Here is a 13305-nt window from a genome sequence, read left to right on the forward strand (position 1 = left end):
CACATTCGCCTACCACAACGGTGACGAGGCTATCCTCAAGGCCAAACGTGATCCTTCTTCAACAGCCTGCTAGCGCTAACCTTGCCATCCCAGGGAGGACACCCATGAAAAAAGAAATCATCGAAGTGCCCGTCATGTCGGACAAGGTGCGGGCGCTGGGCCTGCCCTGTTCGACGGCGGTGAGGGCGAACGGCTTCGTGTTCATCTCGGCGACGCCGCCGGTGGACATGGTGACCGGCGAAATGGTGCGCGGCGACATCGAGGTCCAGACCGAGGCGTCGCTGAAGGCACTGAAACACTGCCTGGAAGCCGCCGGAACCTCGTTGGAAAACGTGGTGATGGTGCGCATCTACGCCGTCAACTCCGGCTTCTACAACGCGATAAACAGGGTGTATGCCCGGTATTTCAGCGTGAACCCGCCGGCAAGGAGCTTTGTGCCTGTGGCGTCTTGGCCGATGGAGTTTGATATCGAGATTGAGTGCGTGGCGGTGGGGTGAGAGGGGACGTGCTTTTTCGCATAAGCCAAGTACATAGTTGATATGAGCATCGGAGGTTGACGTGCCAGTTGAAATTTCGAACTTTTATCTTTTTAATACGCCATAACCGGGCTCGCCGATGCTTCCTTAACATTAAAATGTGGCTTGGAATTTCAGCGAACCATGAAAAATAGAATATCTGATCAAGCCTACGACTCGCAAGTCCCGACACCGCAATGGACCGTTTCCAACAAGCTTATTGAATTAGCTGAGATAAATATTGATGCAAAACTTGTGGAGGCATCGATTTCTGGAGAGACGGAGATCTTTTTAGATTTACGTTTTGGCCTTGGCTCCATTGGAATAGGCGGCCAAGAAATAGAGATCGGTTTTAAGTGTGCTGAGCTCTATCTCGATCTTGATGGGGTAGAAATCACACCTGGAAGTCGGTTTGGCGATCAACGTGTCGATGCAGTAGCGATGCATTCGTTAAAGGAATCCGTCAAGGCCTCAAGTTCGAATGCTGCGTCGACTAAGGGTGGGTTTGACTTAGATCCCACGAAATTTTTGGCCAGCGCTTCGCACGAAGAATCCAGATCAGTTGCTCAAGAAAGCAATTTTGAAAAAGACCATATTAAAAAGGAATATCGGATTAGTGCACGCCCTAACCGCCTATGGCTGCTAGAGGGGCCAAGCGGTGGCCCGTTGGTAAATACCTATTTTGCCGGTGACTTGCTGTGCAAGATTCGTCCTTTAGCAAATTCCAATAGGCGAGCTGCCAAGATCGTTCTCCTGGCCAGAAAGAAAGATGTGCATTTTTCTTTGCAGAAGAAGATAGGGATTGTAAAAGGAGAATTCTCAGGAGCACGATCGCTTAATGGCTGCTAGGCTATTTTTCGACGTAAAGGATTTTACAGTAAAAACTGACATTCTCCTCAGAATTCGAAGACTTTTTAAGGGTATCGATGACTATAGGAGGTTTTTGGTAAACATCATACTTAGAGACGGAAATGACCATCGGTCGGTTATGGCTGCCATGCGCGTCGCATCGTCTATTGTTAATTCAGACCTCTTTCTATTCAAGACTATTTTGTCATATGCTCGGACTACCAAACACGGAATCGTCGATTTCATTGATGTCAAGCTTGATATATTCTCCTTTTTTCTTTAATCACGTCGACGAAATTCGAGAGGTTGTCGACTATAAGTCTAATTACTCGCTTCGCGTAAATTTTGTTCGAAGGATGAATATTGTGTTTGCGTACTGCAGAGAGGAATATCTGCAAATAGACGAAAATCAATATATAGACTACAAGAAACCGTTAAGCTTTAATGATCTGAAGAAGATGTTGCGATTTAATTCTGACAAGGCTGTTAACAAAGCAATTGGTGATTTTAGAAGGAAGAATGTGTCGTCTGATGTCGGAAAGGGCAGAGAAGTGGAATTGTCCTACAATATCAGGTTGGAAACAGCTAAGAATATAATTTCTGGCCTTCGGCGATTCGAGAATCAAGATCTATATCTCCTCGATGGCTCCTATTCTGCGGAGGAGTTGGCGGGGGCTGCGTGATTCGGCATCTCCCGATCGCAAGAAACCTTGATTGCAGTGTATCTTAGTCACAAAGGTTGTTTTCTTCCTCTGTCCATCTACGCATTCTCCCGTCGGGATAGAGACGGGGACAAAGACGCTGCCGGCATTCTAGTGCCTAAGCAAAATACTCCTGCAGCGGCCTAACCTCCAAACTCCCCGCCTTCAGCGCCGCGATCGCTTCGGCCACCGCCGCCGCGCCCGACAGCGTCGTGTAATACGGCACCTTCTGCATCAGTGTCGCACGCCGCAGCGACTTTGAGTCCGACACCGCCTTCTGGCCGTCAGTCGTGTTGAAGACGATCTGGACCTGGCGGTTGCGGATGGCGTCCTCGATGTGGGGGCGGCCTTCCAGGACCTTGTTTATTTTCTCGGCCACCACGCCGTTTTCGGCGAGGAAGCGTTGCGTGCCCGAGGTGGCCAGCACCTTGAAGCCGAGGCCGGCGAGGCGCTTGACCGCCGGCAGGATGCCCTTCTTGTCCTCGTCGCGCACCGAGACGAACAGCGTGCCGGAGCGGGGGAGATCGACACCGGCGCCGAGCTGGCTCTTGGCGAAGGCCAGCGCGAAATCGCGGTCGAGGCCCATGACTTCGCCGGTCGAGCGCATTTCCGGGCCGAGCAAAATGTCGACGCCGGGGAAGCGGGCGAAGGGGAAGACGGCTTCCTTGACCGCGATGTGGCCGGGATTGCGCGGGTCGGGCATGGCGCCGTAATGGGCGAAGGCGTCTTCCAGCGTCTCGCCGGCCATGATGCGGGCGGCGATCTTGGCGATGGGACGCCCGATGGTCTTGGCGACGAAGGGCACGGTGCGCGACGCACGCGGGTTGACCTCCAGCACATAGACCGTGCCGTCCTTGATCGCGTATTGCACGTTCATCAGCCCGCCGACATTGAGCGCGCGGGCAAGGGCCGCCGTCTGGCGCTCCAGCTCGTCGACCAATTCCGAAGGCAGTGAGTGGACCGGCAGCGAGCAAGCCGAGTCGCCCGAATGGATGCCGGCTTCCTCGATGTGTTCGAGAATGCCCGACACGAAGGTTTCCTTGCCGTCGCAGAGGCAGTCGACATCGACCTCGATGGCGCCCGAGAGATAGGTGTCGAACAGCAGCGGGTTCTTGCCCAAGAGCGTGTTGATCTGGCCGGTCTTGTCGTTGGGGTATTTCTGCTTGATGTCTTCCGGCACCAGGCCGGGCACGGTGTCGAGCAGATAGTTCTGCAGCATGCCCTCGTCATGGATGATCTGCATGGCGCGGCCGCCGAGCACATAGGAGGGGCGCACCACCAGGGGGAAGCCGAGTTCGCCGGCGACGAGGCGGGCCTGCTCGACCGAATAGGCGATGCCGTTCTTCGGCTGGCTGAGATTGAGCTTGTGCAAGAGCTTCTGGAAGCGGTCGCGGTCTTCGGCCAGATCGATCATGTCGGGCGAGGTGCCGAGGATCGGAATGCCGGCCTTCTCCAGCGCATCCGCCAGCTTCAGCGGCGTCTGGCCGCCGAACTGGACGATGACGCCGACCAGCTCGCCCGAGGCCTGCTCGGCGCGCAGAATCTCCAGCACGTCCTCCGCCGTCAGCGGCTCGAAATAGAGCCGGTCCGAGGTGTCGTAGTCGGTCGAGACCGTTTCGGGGTTGCAGTTGATCATGATCGCTTCATAGCCGGCGTCGCGCAGCGCAAACGCCGCGTGGCAGCAGCAATAGTCGAACTCGATGCCCTGGCCGATGCGGTTCGGCCCGCCACCGAGGATGACCACCTTCTTGCGCGCCGAGACCTGCGCCTCGCTGGCGAGCGCGCCGGCGAAGGGCACTTCATAGGTCGAGTACATGTAGGCGGTGGGCGAGGCGAACTCGGCGGCGCAGGTGTCGATGCGCTTATAAACCGGATGAACGTCGAGCTTTTCACGAATCTTCTGAACGACTTCGGCGTCGGTCTTCGTCAGCGAGGCGAGGCGGGCATCGGAGAAGCCCATGGCCTTCAGCATGCGCAGATTGACGGCGTCCCCAGGAATGCCGTGCTCGCGGATGCGGGCTTCCATGGCGAGAATGCCTGATATCTGTTCGAGGAACCACGGGTCGATCTTGCACATGGCGTGCACGTCTTCGAGCGACGTGCCCATGCGGATCGCCTGCGCCACCATGCGCAGCCGGTCGGGCGTCGGGGTGCCCAAGGCGGCGCGGATGGCGTTGCGGTCGTCGGCGTGGTTGGCCGCCATGGCGCCGTGGCCGAGGCCGGGGATCTCGATCTCGTCGAGGCCGGTGAGGCCGGTTTCGAGACCGCGCAAAGCCTTCTGCAAGGACTCCTGGAAGGTGCGGCCGATGGCCATGACTTCGCCGACCGACTTCATGGCTGTCGTCAGCACCGGCTCGGCGCCGGGGAATTTCTCGAAGGCAAAACGCGGGATCTTGGTCACGACATAGTCGATCGACGGCTCGAACGAAGCGGGCGTAGCGCCGCCGGTGATGTCGTTCTCCAGCTCGTCCAGCGTGTAGCCGACGGCGAGTTTGGCGGCGATCTTGGCGATGGGGAAGCCGGTCGCCTTGGATGCGAGCGCGGATGAGCGCGAGACGCGCGGGTTCATCTCGATGACGACGAGGCGGCCATCGGCCGGGTTGACGGCGAACTGCACGTTCGAGCCGCCGGTCTCGACGCCGATCTCGCGCAGCACCGCGATCGAGGCGTTGCGCATCATCTGGTATTCCTTGTCGGTCAAGGTCAGCGCCGGGGCGACGGTGATGCTATCGCCCGTGTGCACGCCCATCGGGTCGATGTTCTCGATCGAGCAGACGATGATGCAATTGTCCGCTCTGTCGCGGACGACCTCCATCTCATACTCCTTCCAGCCGAGCACGCTTTCCTCGATCAGCACTTCGGTGGTCGGCGAGGCGTCGAGGCCGGACTGGACGATGTCGTAGAATTCGGCCCTGTTGTAGGCGATGCCGCCGCCGGTGCCGCCCATGGTGAAGGAGGGGCGGATGATGGCGGGAAGGCCGACATGGTCGAGCGCTTGTGCCGCGATCGCCATGCCATGGCTGATGTAGCGCTGCTTGCGGTCGCCTTCGCCAAGGTTCCAGCGGGTCTCCAGCGCATCGAGCGCGGCGTCGAGGTTGTCCGGCTTCTCGGCCTTCAGCGCGGCGCGCTCGGCCTCGTGCGTCTTGCGGTCGGCGTTCTTGACGTCGGTGGCGTTGGCCAGCATCGATTTCGGCGTTTCCAGCCCGATCGTCTTCATCGCCTCGCGAAACAGCGCGCGGTCCTCGGCCTTGTCGATGGCATGGGCGTCGGCGCCGATCATCTCGACATTGTAGCGCTCGAGCACGCCCATGCGGCGCAGCGACAAAGCGGTGTTGAGCGCGGTCTGGCCGCCCATGGTCGGCAGCAGCGCGTCGGGCCGCTCCTTGGCGATGATCTTGGCCACCACTTCGGGCGTGATCGGCTCGATATAGGTGGCGTCGGCCAGTTCCGGGTCGGTCATGATGGTGGCCGGGTTGGAATTGACCAGGATGACGCGAAAGCCCTCTTCCTTCAGCGCCTTGCAAGCCTGGGTGCCGGAATAGTCGAACTCGCAGGCCTGGCCGATGACGATGGGGCCGGCCCCGATGATCAGGATCGACTTGATGTCGGTGCGTCTTGGCATGTCTATGAATTCCGTTCGGCAGCGGGCTTGCACAAAAAACCGGGACGGGAGGACCCGGCCGGTTGTGCTCGCGATTCTGGTATCAGGCTAGGAGGGCCTTATAGGGAAGAGTTTTGCCCGATGTAACCCCGAAAATGAAGGGTTCACACGGGGGCTTCACGGCCGAGGCAAACGCGTTGGGTTTGAATTGTTATCTTGCCGGGCGTTTGCGCCGCCCCTCATTGCCCTGCCGGGCATTTCTCCCCGTATAGTGACGGGGAGAAAGAAGCTCTGTCCGATGGTTTCGCCAATTGCCAGCATTGCAGGAAGAGGGCCGGCACTCGTTCAGCCTCTTCTCCCCGTCGCTATACGGGGAGAAGATGCCGGCAGGCAGATGAGGGGCAGCGCCGACGTCGGTAATTGGCTGATCGCTGCACGCGCAGCAATCACCGCGACCTTCAGTCCCCCAGCACCACCGTATCGACAATCTCGAACCGCTCCGACACGCCGATGCGGATCATGTTGAGGTTGCCTTCCCTGGTGAAGCGGAAGTTGCTGCCGGCGTCCGAGCTTGCCGGCAGGCCGGCATCAAAGGAGATGACGCGGCTGCCGCCATCGGGCCAGGTCACGGTCACGTCGGCCTTGTCGGTGCCCTTGCGCGTCACGCTGGCCGCACAAGACGCCATGGGCTGTCCAACATAGCGGGCGCAGGGAAGTTGCAGGGTTCCATTCGCCGCCAGCGCCAGGCCATAGGCATCCTGCATGGCGATCTCCGCCGCGGATTTCGGCATGGTCTCCGGGCTGGCCGGTTGGGTCGCGTCACCCAGCCGAGCGGTCAGGTCGGGGGCATCGGAAGTCGCGCCGGCTTCCGTGGCCTCGGCGTCCGCCGCCTGGTCGGGCACCGTCGCCGGATTGACGGGCACCAGATAGCGCGCGGGGGCCCAGCCGGTGGCTTTGGGGTTGTCAGACTCGACCTTGCACCAGGGATGGCCGTCAATGTCGTTGCAGCCGAGGTTTCTGACGCTCGCACCGGCAGCCAGGCGGGCCTCGGTCTTGCCGATCGCCGACGGCTTGGCGCGGACATTGAGCAGATCGTCGGGGGCGAGCCCTGTGACCACGGAGATGAACGGCGCCTCTTCGGCATGCGCCGGAACAACAGCCGGCCACGCCGCCATCAGCAGCGGAGCGGCAATCAGCGCATGCAAACTTTTTCGGAGCGTAACTGTGCGCCTCATCATTTGGCCGTGCGCCGATATCACCATGCCGCGGCGGTCTCGCCGCGTGCCCGGCCGGTTTTATAAGGGACGACGCGCCGCCATGTAAGTCGGAAATTCAAGCTAATAATGGCGGCAAACCATGGTGCTCGGTGGTGCAGTTTACGGATCAGGATCACGGCTGCGCCGCTTCCGGCATGAAGCCGGTGCGAAGTCCGTGCGCCCATTCCGGGCGCCCCGCCTGTTCGGCCTGCCGTGCCGCCGCTTCGTGGTCGTAGTCCACGGCGATCATCTCGAAGCGATCCTGTCGACCGGCGCCGCCCAAGGTGACGATGCCGTAGCGGGCATGCGGCGAGCCCTGTTCGGAGACATGGGCCGGCGGCGTGTCGTCATCATAGGCGGGGCAGCCGATGCTGCCCGGGTTGAAGATGACGGGACCGTCAGGAATACGGATCAACTCGGCCCGGTGGCTGTGGCCGCAGAGCGCAATGCGGCAGGCCGGGTCGAGCGCCTTCAGCCGGCGCCGGATCGCGGCCAGCGGTGCGCGCACCAACTGGCCGTCGACGATGCCGTCGAGCAGATATTTTTCATCGTGATCGGGGCGGGCATGGAACGCGATCACGCCGGGCGCGATCTCAAGGGTCAACGACTGGGCGAACAGCGTATCGCGCTGCGCTTGCGTCAATCGCTCCTGCGCATAGACGTCGGACGCCCACATGGTCTCGTCGGCCGGATCGACGGCGACGCGGCGGTCATGGTTGCCACGCACCGTCGGCAGGTTGAGCGCTTGCAGCCTCTCCATCGTTTCGCGTGGCCAGAGCGGACCCGAAACGCTGTCGCCGAGATTGACGGTGAGATCCGCGCCGCCGCGATGCCTGAGATCGTCGAGCACGGCGTCGAGGGCGAGAACGTTGCCGTGGATATCGGCGAGAACGGCGATGCGCATGAGGAGGTTCCGTGGGTGGGCGGCAGGACTTGGTTTCCTCTCTCTCGCGAAGCGGGGGAGAGGAAAAGGTTCAGGCCGGCACTTCCAAATCATGACCGCCGACCGCCGGCAGGGCGGCGTCGTCGGCGGCTGCTGCGATGACGCTGTCGAGCAGGCCGGGGAAGCGGGCGTCGAGATCGGCGCGGCGCAGCGTGATCATGCGGTTGGTGCCGACCACTTCGGCGCGGGTGACACCGGCCTCGCGCAGCTTGGCGAGGTGGTAGCTGAGATTGGTCTTGGAGGCGAGGTCGAGAAAGCGGCTGCAGTTCAGCGGCACGCCTTCCTTGCTGGCGAGATAGCGCACGATCGCGAGACGCGTCGGATCGCCGAGCACGCCGAGCACGATGGGCAGGCTGATCTGGTCCGTATTGGGGTGTGGCAAGCTCATGGCTGGAACCTAAGCACAGTTCGGGTCGATTTCAACGCGTCCATCGTGCTCGGCCCATACACACTGGTTCTCCTTCTCACGACCGTCCTGACACAGGGCTGTCAGCATGGTTGTGCTATTTTTGCCTGGCTTCATTGACATGATGCCCCGTTATGTCCAATTGTTCAATAACTTTTGAACTAAGGACGCTTTCCCATGGACAAGAGAATCTTCTGGCTCGCGCTCGGATCGTTTGCGATCTCGACCGAGGGCTTCGTCATCTCCAGCCTTCTGCCCGATATCGCCAGGGATGCCGGCATCTCCGTGCCGCTCGCCGGCTCGCTGATCACCGCCTTCGCGCTCGCCTATGCGATCGGCACGCCGATCCTGGCAACGCTGACCGGTGAATGGGACCGGCGCCGCGTCATCCTGTGGACGCTGGTGTTCTTCGTCATCGGCAATGTCGTCGCCGCTCTGAGCTCGTCCTTCGAAGTGCTTCTGATCGCCCGCATCATCATGGCGCTGTCGTCGGGCCTGTTCGCGGCGACCGCGCAAGGCACGGCGGTGGCGCTGGTCGATGACCATCACCGGGCCCGTGCGATCGCCGTCGTCGTCGGCGGCACCACGGTGGCGGTCGCTGTCGGCGCGCCGCTTGGCGCGCTGGTCGCGGCCATCGCCGGCTGGCGCGGCACTTTCTACGCCATTGCCGGCCTTGGCGCGCTCGCCGGCGCCATCCTGTGGTACCGGCTGCCGCGCGGCATCATTGGCACCCGGCTGCCGCTGAAGCGCCGGCTGGCGGCGGCCATGCGTCCCGGCGTGATGCCGATCCTGGTGACGACGGCGCTTGCCCTCATCGGCGCGTTCACCGTGTTCAGCTTCATCGCGCCGCTGGCCATCGAAGGCGCCGGGCTGTCGCCGATCGCGCTGCCGGGCATGCTGCTCGCCTTCGGCGCCGGCGCCGTCATCGGCAACATTGCCGGCGGCCAGGCAGCCGATCGTTTCGGCGCGACGCGCACCGTCGCCTGGTCGCTGGCGCTGAGCGCGGCCATGCTCGTCACCTTCTCGCTGATCCCGACCTTCCTGCCGCATCACCTCGCCGGACCGGCGCTGATGGGCATGATGGTGCCGTGGGGCATCGTCGGCTGGGCCTTCCCGCCGGCGCAGGCCAGCCGCATCATCAAGCTGGCGCCCGACGCGGCCCCGATCGTGCTGTCGCTCAACGCCTCGGCGCTCTATCTCGGCGTGGCGCTGGGCGCGGTGGTCGGCGGGGCGGTGCTGCGCTTCGGCGCGCCGGCCGATCTCGGCCTGATCGCCGCGGCCTTCCCGGTGATCGGGCTCGGCATCGTGCTGGCCGGGCGGGTGTTCGCCAGACCAGTAGCGATGCCGGCTGAATAACCGGCTCCGAGGCTCACACCGTCGTTTTTTAAGCGGCCGCTTCTTTCAACCGGAAGAAGCGGCCGCGGGCAGTTCCAGGTTCAACGCAGCCACTTCATCTAACGTGGCCCGCAGTTTCGCGGCCTGCTCGCCGCCGATCATGGCCTCGAATTGTCGCTGGGCAACGCTCCATAGCTTGATCGCCTCGTCGAGCTTGGCCTGGCCTGATGGCGTCAGCCGCACGCGCTTGACGCGGCGATCATCCTTGTCGGGGAAGGTTTCGACATAGCCGTCGCGAACCAGAGGCTTCAGCGTATGGCCGAGTGCCGAAAGGTCCATGATCAGCGCCTCGGCAATGGCCCCCATCGCCGGCTCGCTACCGACACTGATCTGGAAGAGCAGGCCAAACTGCGTGCCCTTCAGGCCGGAAGGCGCCAGCGCGTCGTCGTAGAACCGGCCGAGCCTGCGCGCGGTGCGCCGCAAGGTGGCATTGTTGCACCGGCTAAATCCTTCAGCTTCACTCATGGTCGCTCCTTGCTGGAGCATTTCCGACGAAAAGGCATCGCCTCCAATGCTCTCTCTTCTTACGCAATTCCGGACGCAAAACCGCCGAGCACTTTGCTGGAATTGCTCCGGCAGGTGCGCCAGCCTGCCGCAGAAATAGTTTTTGCCGCAGCCGTTGACAAGATAGTGGCATATACCTATTTCGCCGAAAGTGGCATATGCCACCAATCGAATAACAGCCCCGGCTGCCGGTATGTCCCGGAGCCGAAGGCAACGAACACAAGGAACGTGACAATGAGCAAGAATGACAACAAGGGCACGGCGGTCGTCACCGGCGCTTCATCGGGTATCGGGGCCGTCTATGCGGACCGGCTGGCGCGGCAGGGCTATGATCTGGTGCTGGTTGCGCGCCGCGCCGACCGGCTGCAGGACTTGGCCGAAAAGCTGCGTCATGCCTACGGCCGCAACGTCAGCGTGATCAGCGCCGATCTATCGGACGACGACGATGTGCGCCGTGTCGAGCAGGCGGTATCGGCCGACGAAACCGTGACGCTGCTGGTCAACAATGCCGGCCTTGGCGGCCAGGCTGTGGTGGCAACCGCCGACGCGGATGCCGCCGAGCGCATGATCAAGGTCAACGTCGTGGCGCTGACCCGGCTGACGCGTGCCGTGCTGCCTGGGCTCCTGGCGCGCAACCGGGGCGGGATCGTCAACATCGCCTCGGTGCTGGCCTTCGATACCTCGTTCGGCGGCATCTACAGCGGCACCAAGGCCTATGTCGTCAACTTCACCGAAGCTCTGCATCGCGAGGTCGCGGGCACCGGAGTGACGGTTCAGGTGGTGCTGCCGGGCGCGACCCGGACCGATTTCTGGGAGCTTTCCGGCGGCGATATCGATACCCTTCCGAAGGAGATCGTCATGACTGCCGACGATATGGTCGATGCCGCCCTTGTCGGCCTGGCGCGGGGCGAAGCCGTCACCGTGCCGGCGCTTGCCGACACAGGAAAGCTGGACACGTTCCTCGGCGCTCGGCAAGCCTTCTATGGCAGCCTGCACGCCGACAAGCCGGCGGCCCGCTACGCGGCTTGAGGGCAACTCTGTCCCCCGCTCTGGCGCTACGCTATACGCACATCTTCTGTGACTGGCGTGACTGAATCGGCCTGAGGCTTGATTGCCACGTGGTCCCCCCAATCCGTCGCTGCTTCGCAGCGCCACCTTTCCCCCCTCCGGAGGGAAAGGAAGGGGGCGTTGATGGACGAGCGTTGACGGCGAAAAAGCTTGGCGCCTTTCCTCTACCCCGTCGATCGGGGGAGAGGTGGCTCGGCGAAGCCGAGACGGAGTGGGGGTCGATCAGCGCAGCACAAGACAATGCATGCGTACCGTAGCGCTGTGTCGGGGCAAGAAACCCTGGTTCTGCAAGGACGACGCTTCTAATGCGACCGCCACATCGGAATGATCGAGGCAGCGAGCACCAGCGCCAGCACGATGTTGAGCGCGCGCCATTGCCACTCGGTCTTGAGCAGCCGTGCCAGCACCATGCCGGCCACGCACCAGACGGACAGCGAGATGGCGGCGGTGAGACCGAAGGTCGAGCCGAGCAGCAGCGCCAGTTGGCCTGGTCCGTCGGCGAGCGCGGCGAAGGAGGCCGCCGCGCCCAGCCCCATCGCCCAGCCCTTCGGGTTCATCCATTGGATGCCGGCGCCGCCGAAGAAGCTGTTCGGCCTGGCCATGGTCACGTCGAGATTGGGTGGTCCGGCGCGGCCGATCTTGATTGCCAGCCAGAGGAGATAGAGCGAGCCGGCGATCTTCATGGCAAGCTGCAGCGACGGCATGGCAAGCAGCAGCCCGGCAAGCCCGGCGGCGGCCGCCGCCGTCACCGTTGCCAGGCCGGCAGCACTCCCGACCATCAAGGGAACCGAGCGGCGAAAGCCGAACTGCGCGCCCGAAGCAGTCGACAGGGTGGTGGCGATGCCAGGCGTGGCGGTGGCCACGAAGGCGAACAGGATGAGCGGCAGAATGGGCTGGAGCATGGGACGGCCTTTGTCGAAGCCTCCATGGTAGACGCGGGCATGCATCAGTAAATGCAATGTTTGCGATGTTCAGCATTAGCATTTATAATGCAGGGATGATCCGCAATCTCGATACAAGCCTCTTGCGCACCTTCGTCACCGTAGCCGACAAGGCCAGCATGACGGCGGCGGCCAACGCGCTGCACTTGACCCAAGGCGCGGTCAGCCAGCAGGTCAAGCGCCTGGAAGAGACGCTCGGCTGCAGCCTGTTCGAGCGCGACCGGCGCGGTCTGCGCCTGACCCATTCCGGCGAGCGGCTGTTCGACAAGGCAAGGCGCCTGCTCAGCCTCAATGATGAGATCTGGACCGACATGGTGGGGAGTGCTGTCGCCGGCCAGGTGCGGCTCGGCGTGCCCTACGACCTTGTCGGTACCTTGCTGGCGCCTGTCTTGAAAGCCTATGCCGAGGCGTATCCGCAGGTCGAGATATCGCTGGTCTGCGCCTCCTCGCCGGAACTGGCGGCGGCACTCGCGGCGGGAACCATCGACCTCGCGGTGATCGAGGAGCGGGTCGGTCCGACGTCAGGCGAATGCCTGGCCATCGACCGGCTGGTCTGGGTCGGTGCAAGGGGTGGGGCGGCTCGCGCCAAGCGGCCATTGCCGGTCTCGATCGTCGCCGACACCTGCGCCTTCCGGCCGGTGGTGCTGTCGGCACTCAACGAGCATGGGCTGGAATGGCGCAGCGTGTTCGAGAACGGCAACATCGACGCGACCACGGCGACGGTTCGCTCGGACCTTGCCGTCACCACATGGCTGGCGTCCACCGTGCCTGCGGATCTCGACATATTGCCGTTCGACGCCGGCCTGCCGCCCCTGCCGAATTTTGCCATCAACCTGCACCTGCCGAGGCATGGCGTGGGTACGGCGGCACAGGAGTTCGCACGGCATATACGTGAAGGGCTGGGGCGGCGATTGCAGGCGGCTTGATGGTGCGCCCCCTTCTCCCCGTCACTATACGGGGAGAAGGTGCCGGCAGGCGGATGAGGGGCAGCGCGACCCGATCCGTTTTCATATCCACAGACGTTTCGTCCAATTGGCGAGGTCAGCGCTGCCCCTCATTGCCCTGCCGTGTCCAGCGGATAGATGGGTAACAGAATGAACCGGATACATAGGTAACAGTTTTCTCC

Annotated in this window: 11 protein-coding genes; 5 read left to right on the forward strand and 6 right to left on the reverse strand. The window is 62.3% G+C overall.

All coding sequences use genetic code 11. The annotated features are described in order from the left end of the window. Nucleotides 1–104 precede the first annotated feature (104 nt). Both LB536_RS30345 and LB536_RS30350 read left to right on the forward strand, forming a co-directional pair. Nucleotides 105–497 carry a RidA family protein gene (locus LB536_RS30345; protein ID WP_224598955.1) on the forward strand — a complete coding sequence of 131 codons (393 nt, stop codon included), beginning with the start codon at nucleotides 105–107 and terminating at the stop codon, nucleotides 495–497. A gap of 162 nt (nucleotides 498–659) precedes the next feature. Continuing rightward, nucleotides 660–1364: a hypothetical protein gene (locus tag LB536_RS30350; protein ID WP_224598959.1), complete on the forward strand. Its 705-nt coding sequence runs from the start codon at nucleotides 660–662 to the stop codon at nucleotides 1362–1364. An 819-nt stretch (nucleotides 1365–2183) separates the two neighbouring features. On the opposite strand, the gene carB is transcribed toward LB536_RS30350, so the two are convergent. The 4 genes from carB to LB536_RS30370 form a co-directional block, all read right to left on the reverse strand. Further along, entirely contained in the window at nucleotides 2184–5687 is a 3504-nt protein-coding gene (gene carB, locus LB536_RS30355) for a carbamoyl-phosphate synthase large subunit (protein ID WP_224598962.1), read from the reverse strand. Between the two features lie 437 nt (nucleotides 5688–6124). Beyond that, nucleotides 6125–6904 carry an SH3 domain-containing protein gene (locus LB536_RS30360; RefSeq protein WP_224598964.1) on the reverse strand — a complete coding sequence of 260 codons (780 nt, stop codon included), beginning with the start codon at nucleotides 6902–6904 and terminating at the stop codon, nucleotides 6125–6127. Between the two features lie 151 nt (nucleotides 6905–7055). Beyond that, nucleotides 7056–7826, reverse strand: coding sequence for a metallophosphoesterase family protein (locus LB536_RS30365; RefSeq protein ID WP_224598967.1), 771 nt, complete (start codon nucleotides 7824–7826; stop codon nucleotides 7056–7058). Between the two features lie 70 nt (nucleotides 7827–7896). Further along, on the reverse strand, nucleotides 7897–8253 hold the full coding sequence (locus LB536_RS30370) for an ArsR/SmtB family transcription factor (RefSeq protein ID WP_224598970.1): 357 nt from the start codon (nucleotides 8251–8253) through the stop codon (nucleotides 7897–7899). 195 nt (nucleotides 8254–8448) lie between these two features. Here LB536_RS30370 and LB536_RS30375 point away from each other — a divergent pair, with 195 nt between their 5' ends. Continuing rightward, entirely contained in the window at nucleotides 8449–9627 is a 1179-nt protein-coding gene (locus tag LB536_RS30375) for an MFS transporter (RefSeq protein ID WP_140759586.1), read from the forward strand. Nucleotides 9628–9672: 45 nt separating this feature from the next. On the opposite strand, the gene LB536_RS30380 is transcribed toward LB536_RS30375, so the two are convergent. Further along, the gene (locus LB536_RS30380) at nucleotides 9673–10131 is read right to left on the reverse strand and encodes a MarR family winged helix-turn-helix transcriptional regulator (RefSeq protein ID WP_224598973.1); all 459 of its coding nucleotides are present in this window, start codon (nucleotides 10129–10131) and stop codon (nucleotides 9673–9675) included. A 273-nt stretch (nucleotides 10132–10404) separates the two neighbouring features. On the opposite strand from LB536_RS30380, the gene LB536_RS30385 reads away from it, so the two are divergent. Further along, nucleotides 10405–11199, forward strand: a complete 795-nt coding sequence (locus LB536_RS30385; RefSeq protein WP_224598976.1) for an SDR family NAD(P)-dependent oxidoreductase — start codon at nucleotides 10405–10407, stop codon at nucleotides 11197–11199. Between the two features lie 341 nt (nucleotides 11200–11540). Here the strand turns inward: LB536_RS30385 and LB536_RS30390 are convergent, their stop codons facing one another. Next, on the reverse strand, nucleotides 11541–12140 hold the full coding sequence (locus tag LB536_RS30390) for a LysE family translocator (protein WP_224598979.1): 600 nt from the start codon (nucleotides 12138–12140) through the stop codon (nucleotides 11541–11543). Between the two features lie 95 nt (nucleotides 12141–12235). Between LB536_RS30390 and LB536_RS30395 the strand changes: the two genes are divergently transcribed. Beyond that, nucleotides 12236–13105, forward strand: coding sequence for a LysR family transcriptional regulator (locus LB536_RS30395; protein WP_224598982.1), 870 nt, complete (start codon nucleotides 12236–12238; stop codon nucleotides 13103–13105). Nucleotides 13106–13305: the final 200 nt, after the last annotated feature.

Source organism: Mesorhizobium sp. ES1-3 (assembly GCF_020164795.1).
Classification (GTDB): domain Bacteria; phylum Pseudomonadota; class Alphaproteobacteria; order Rhizobiales; family Rhizobiaceae; genus Mesorhizobium.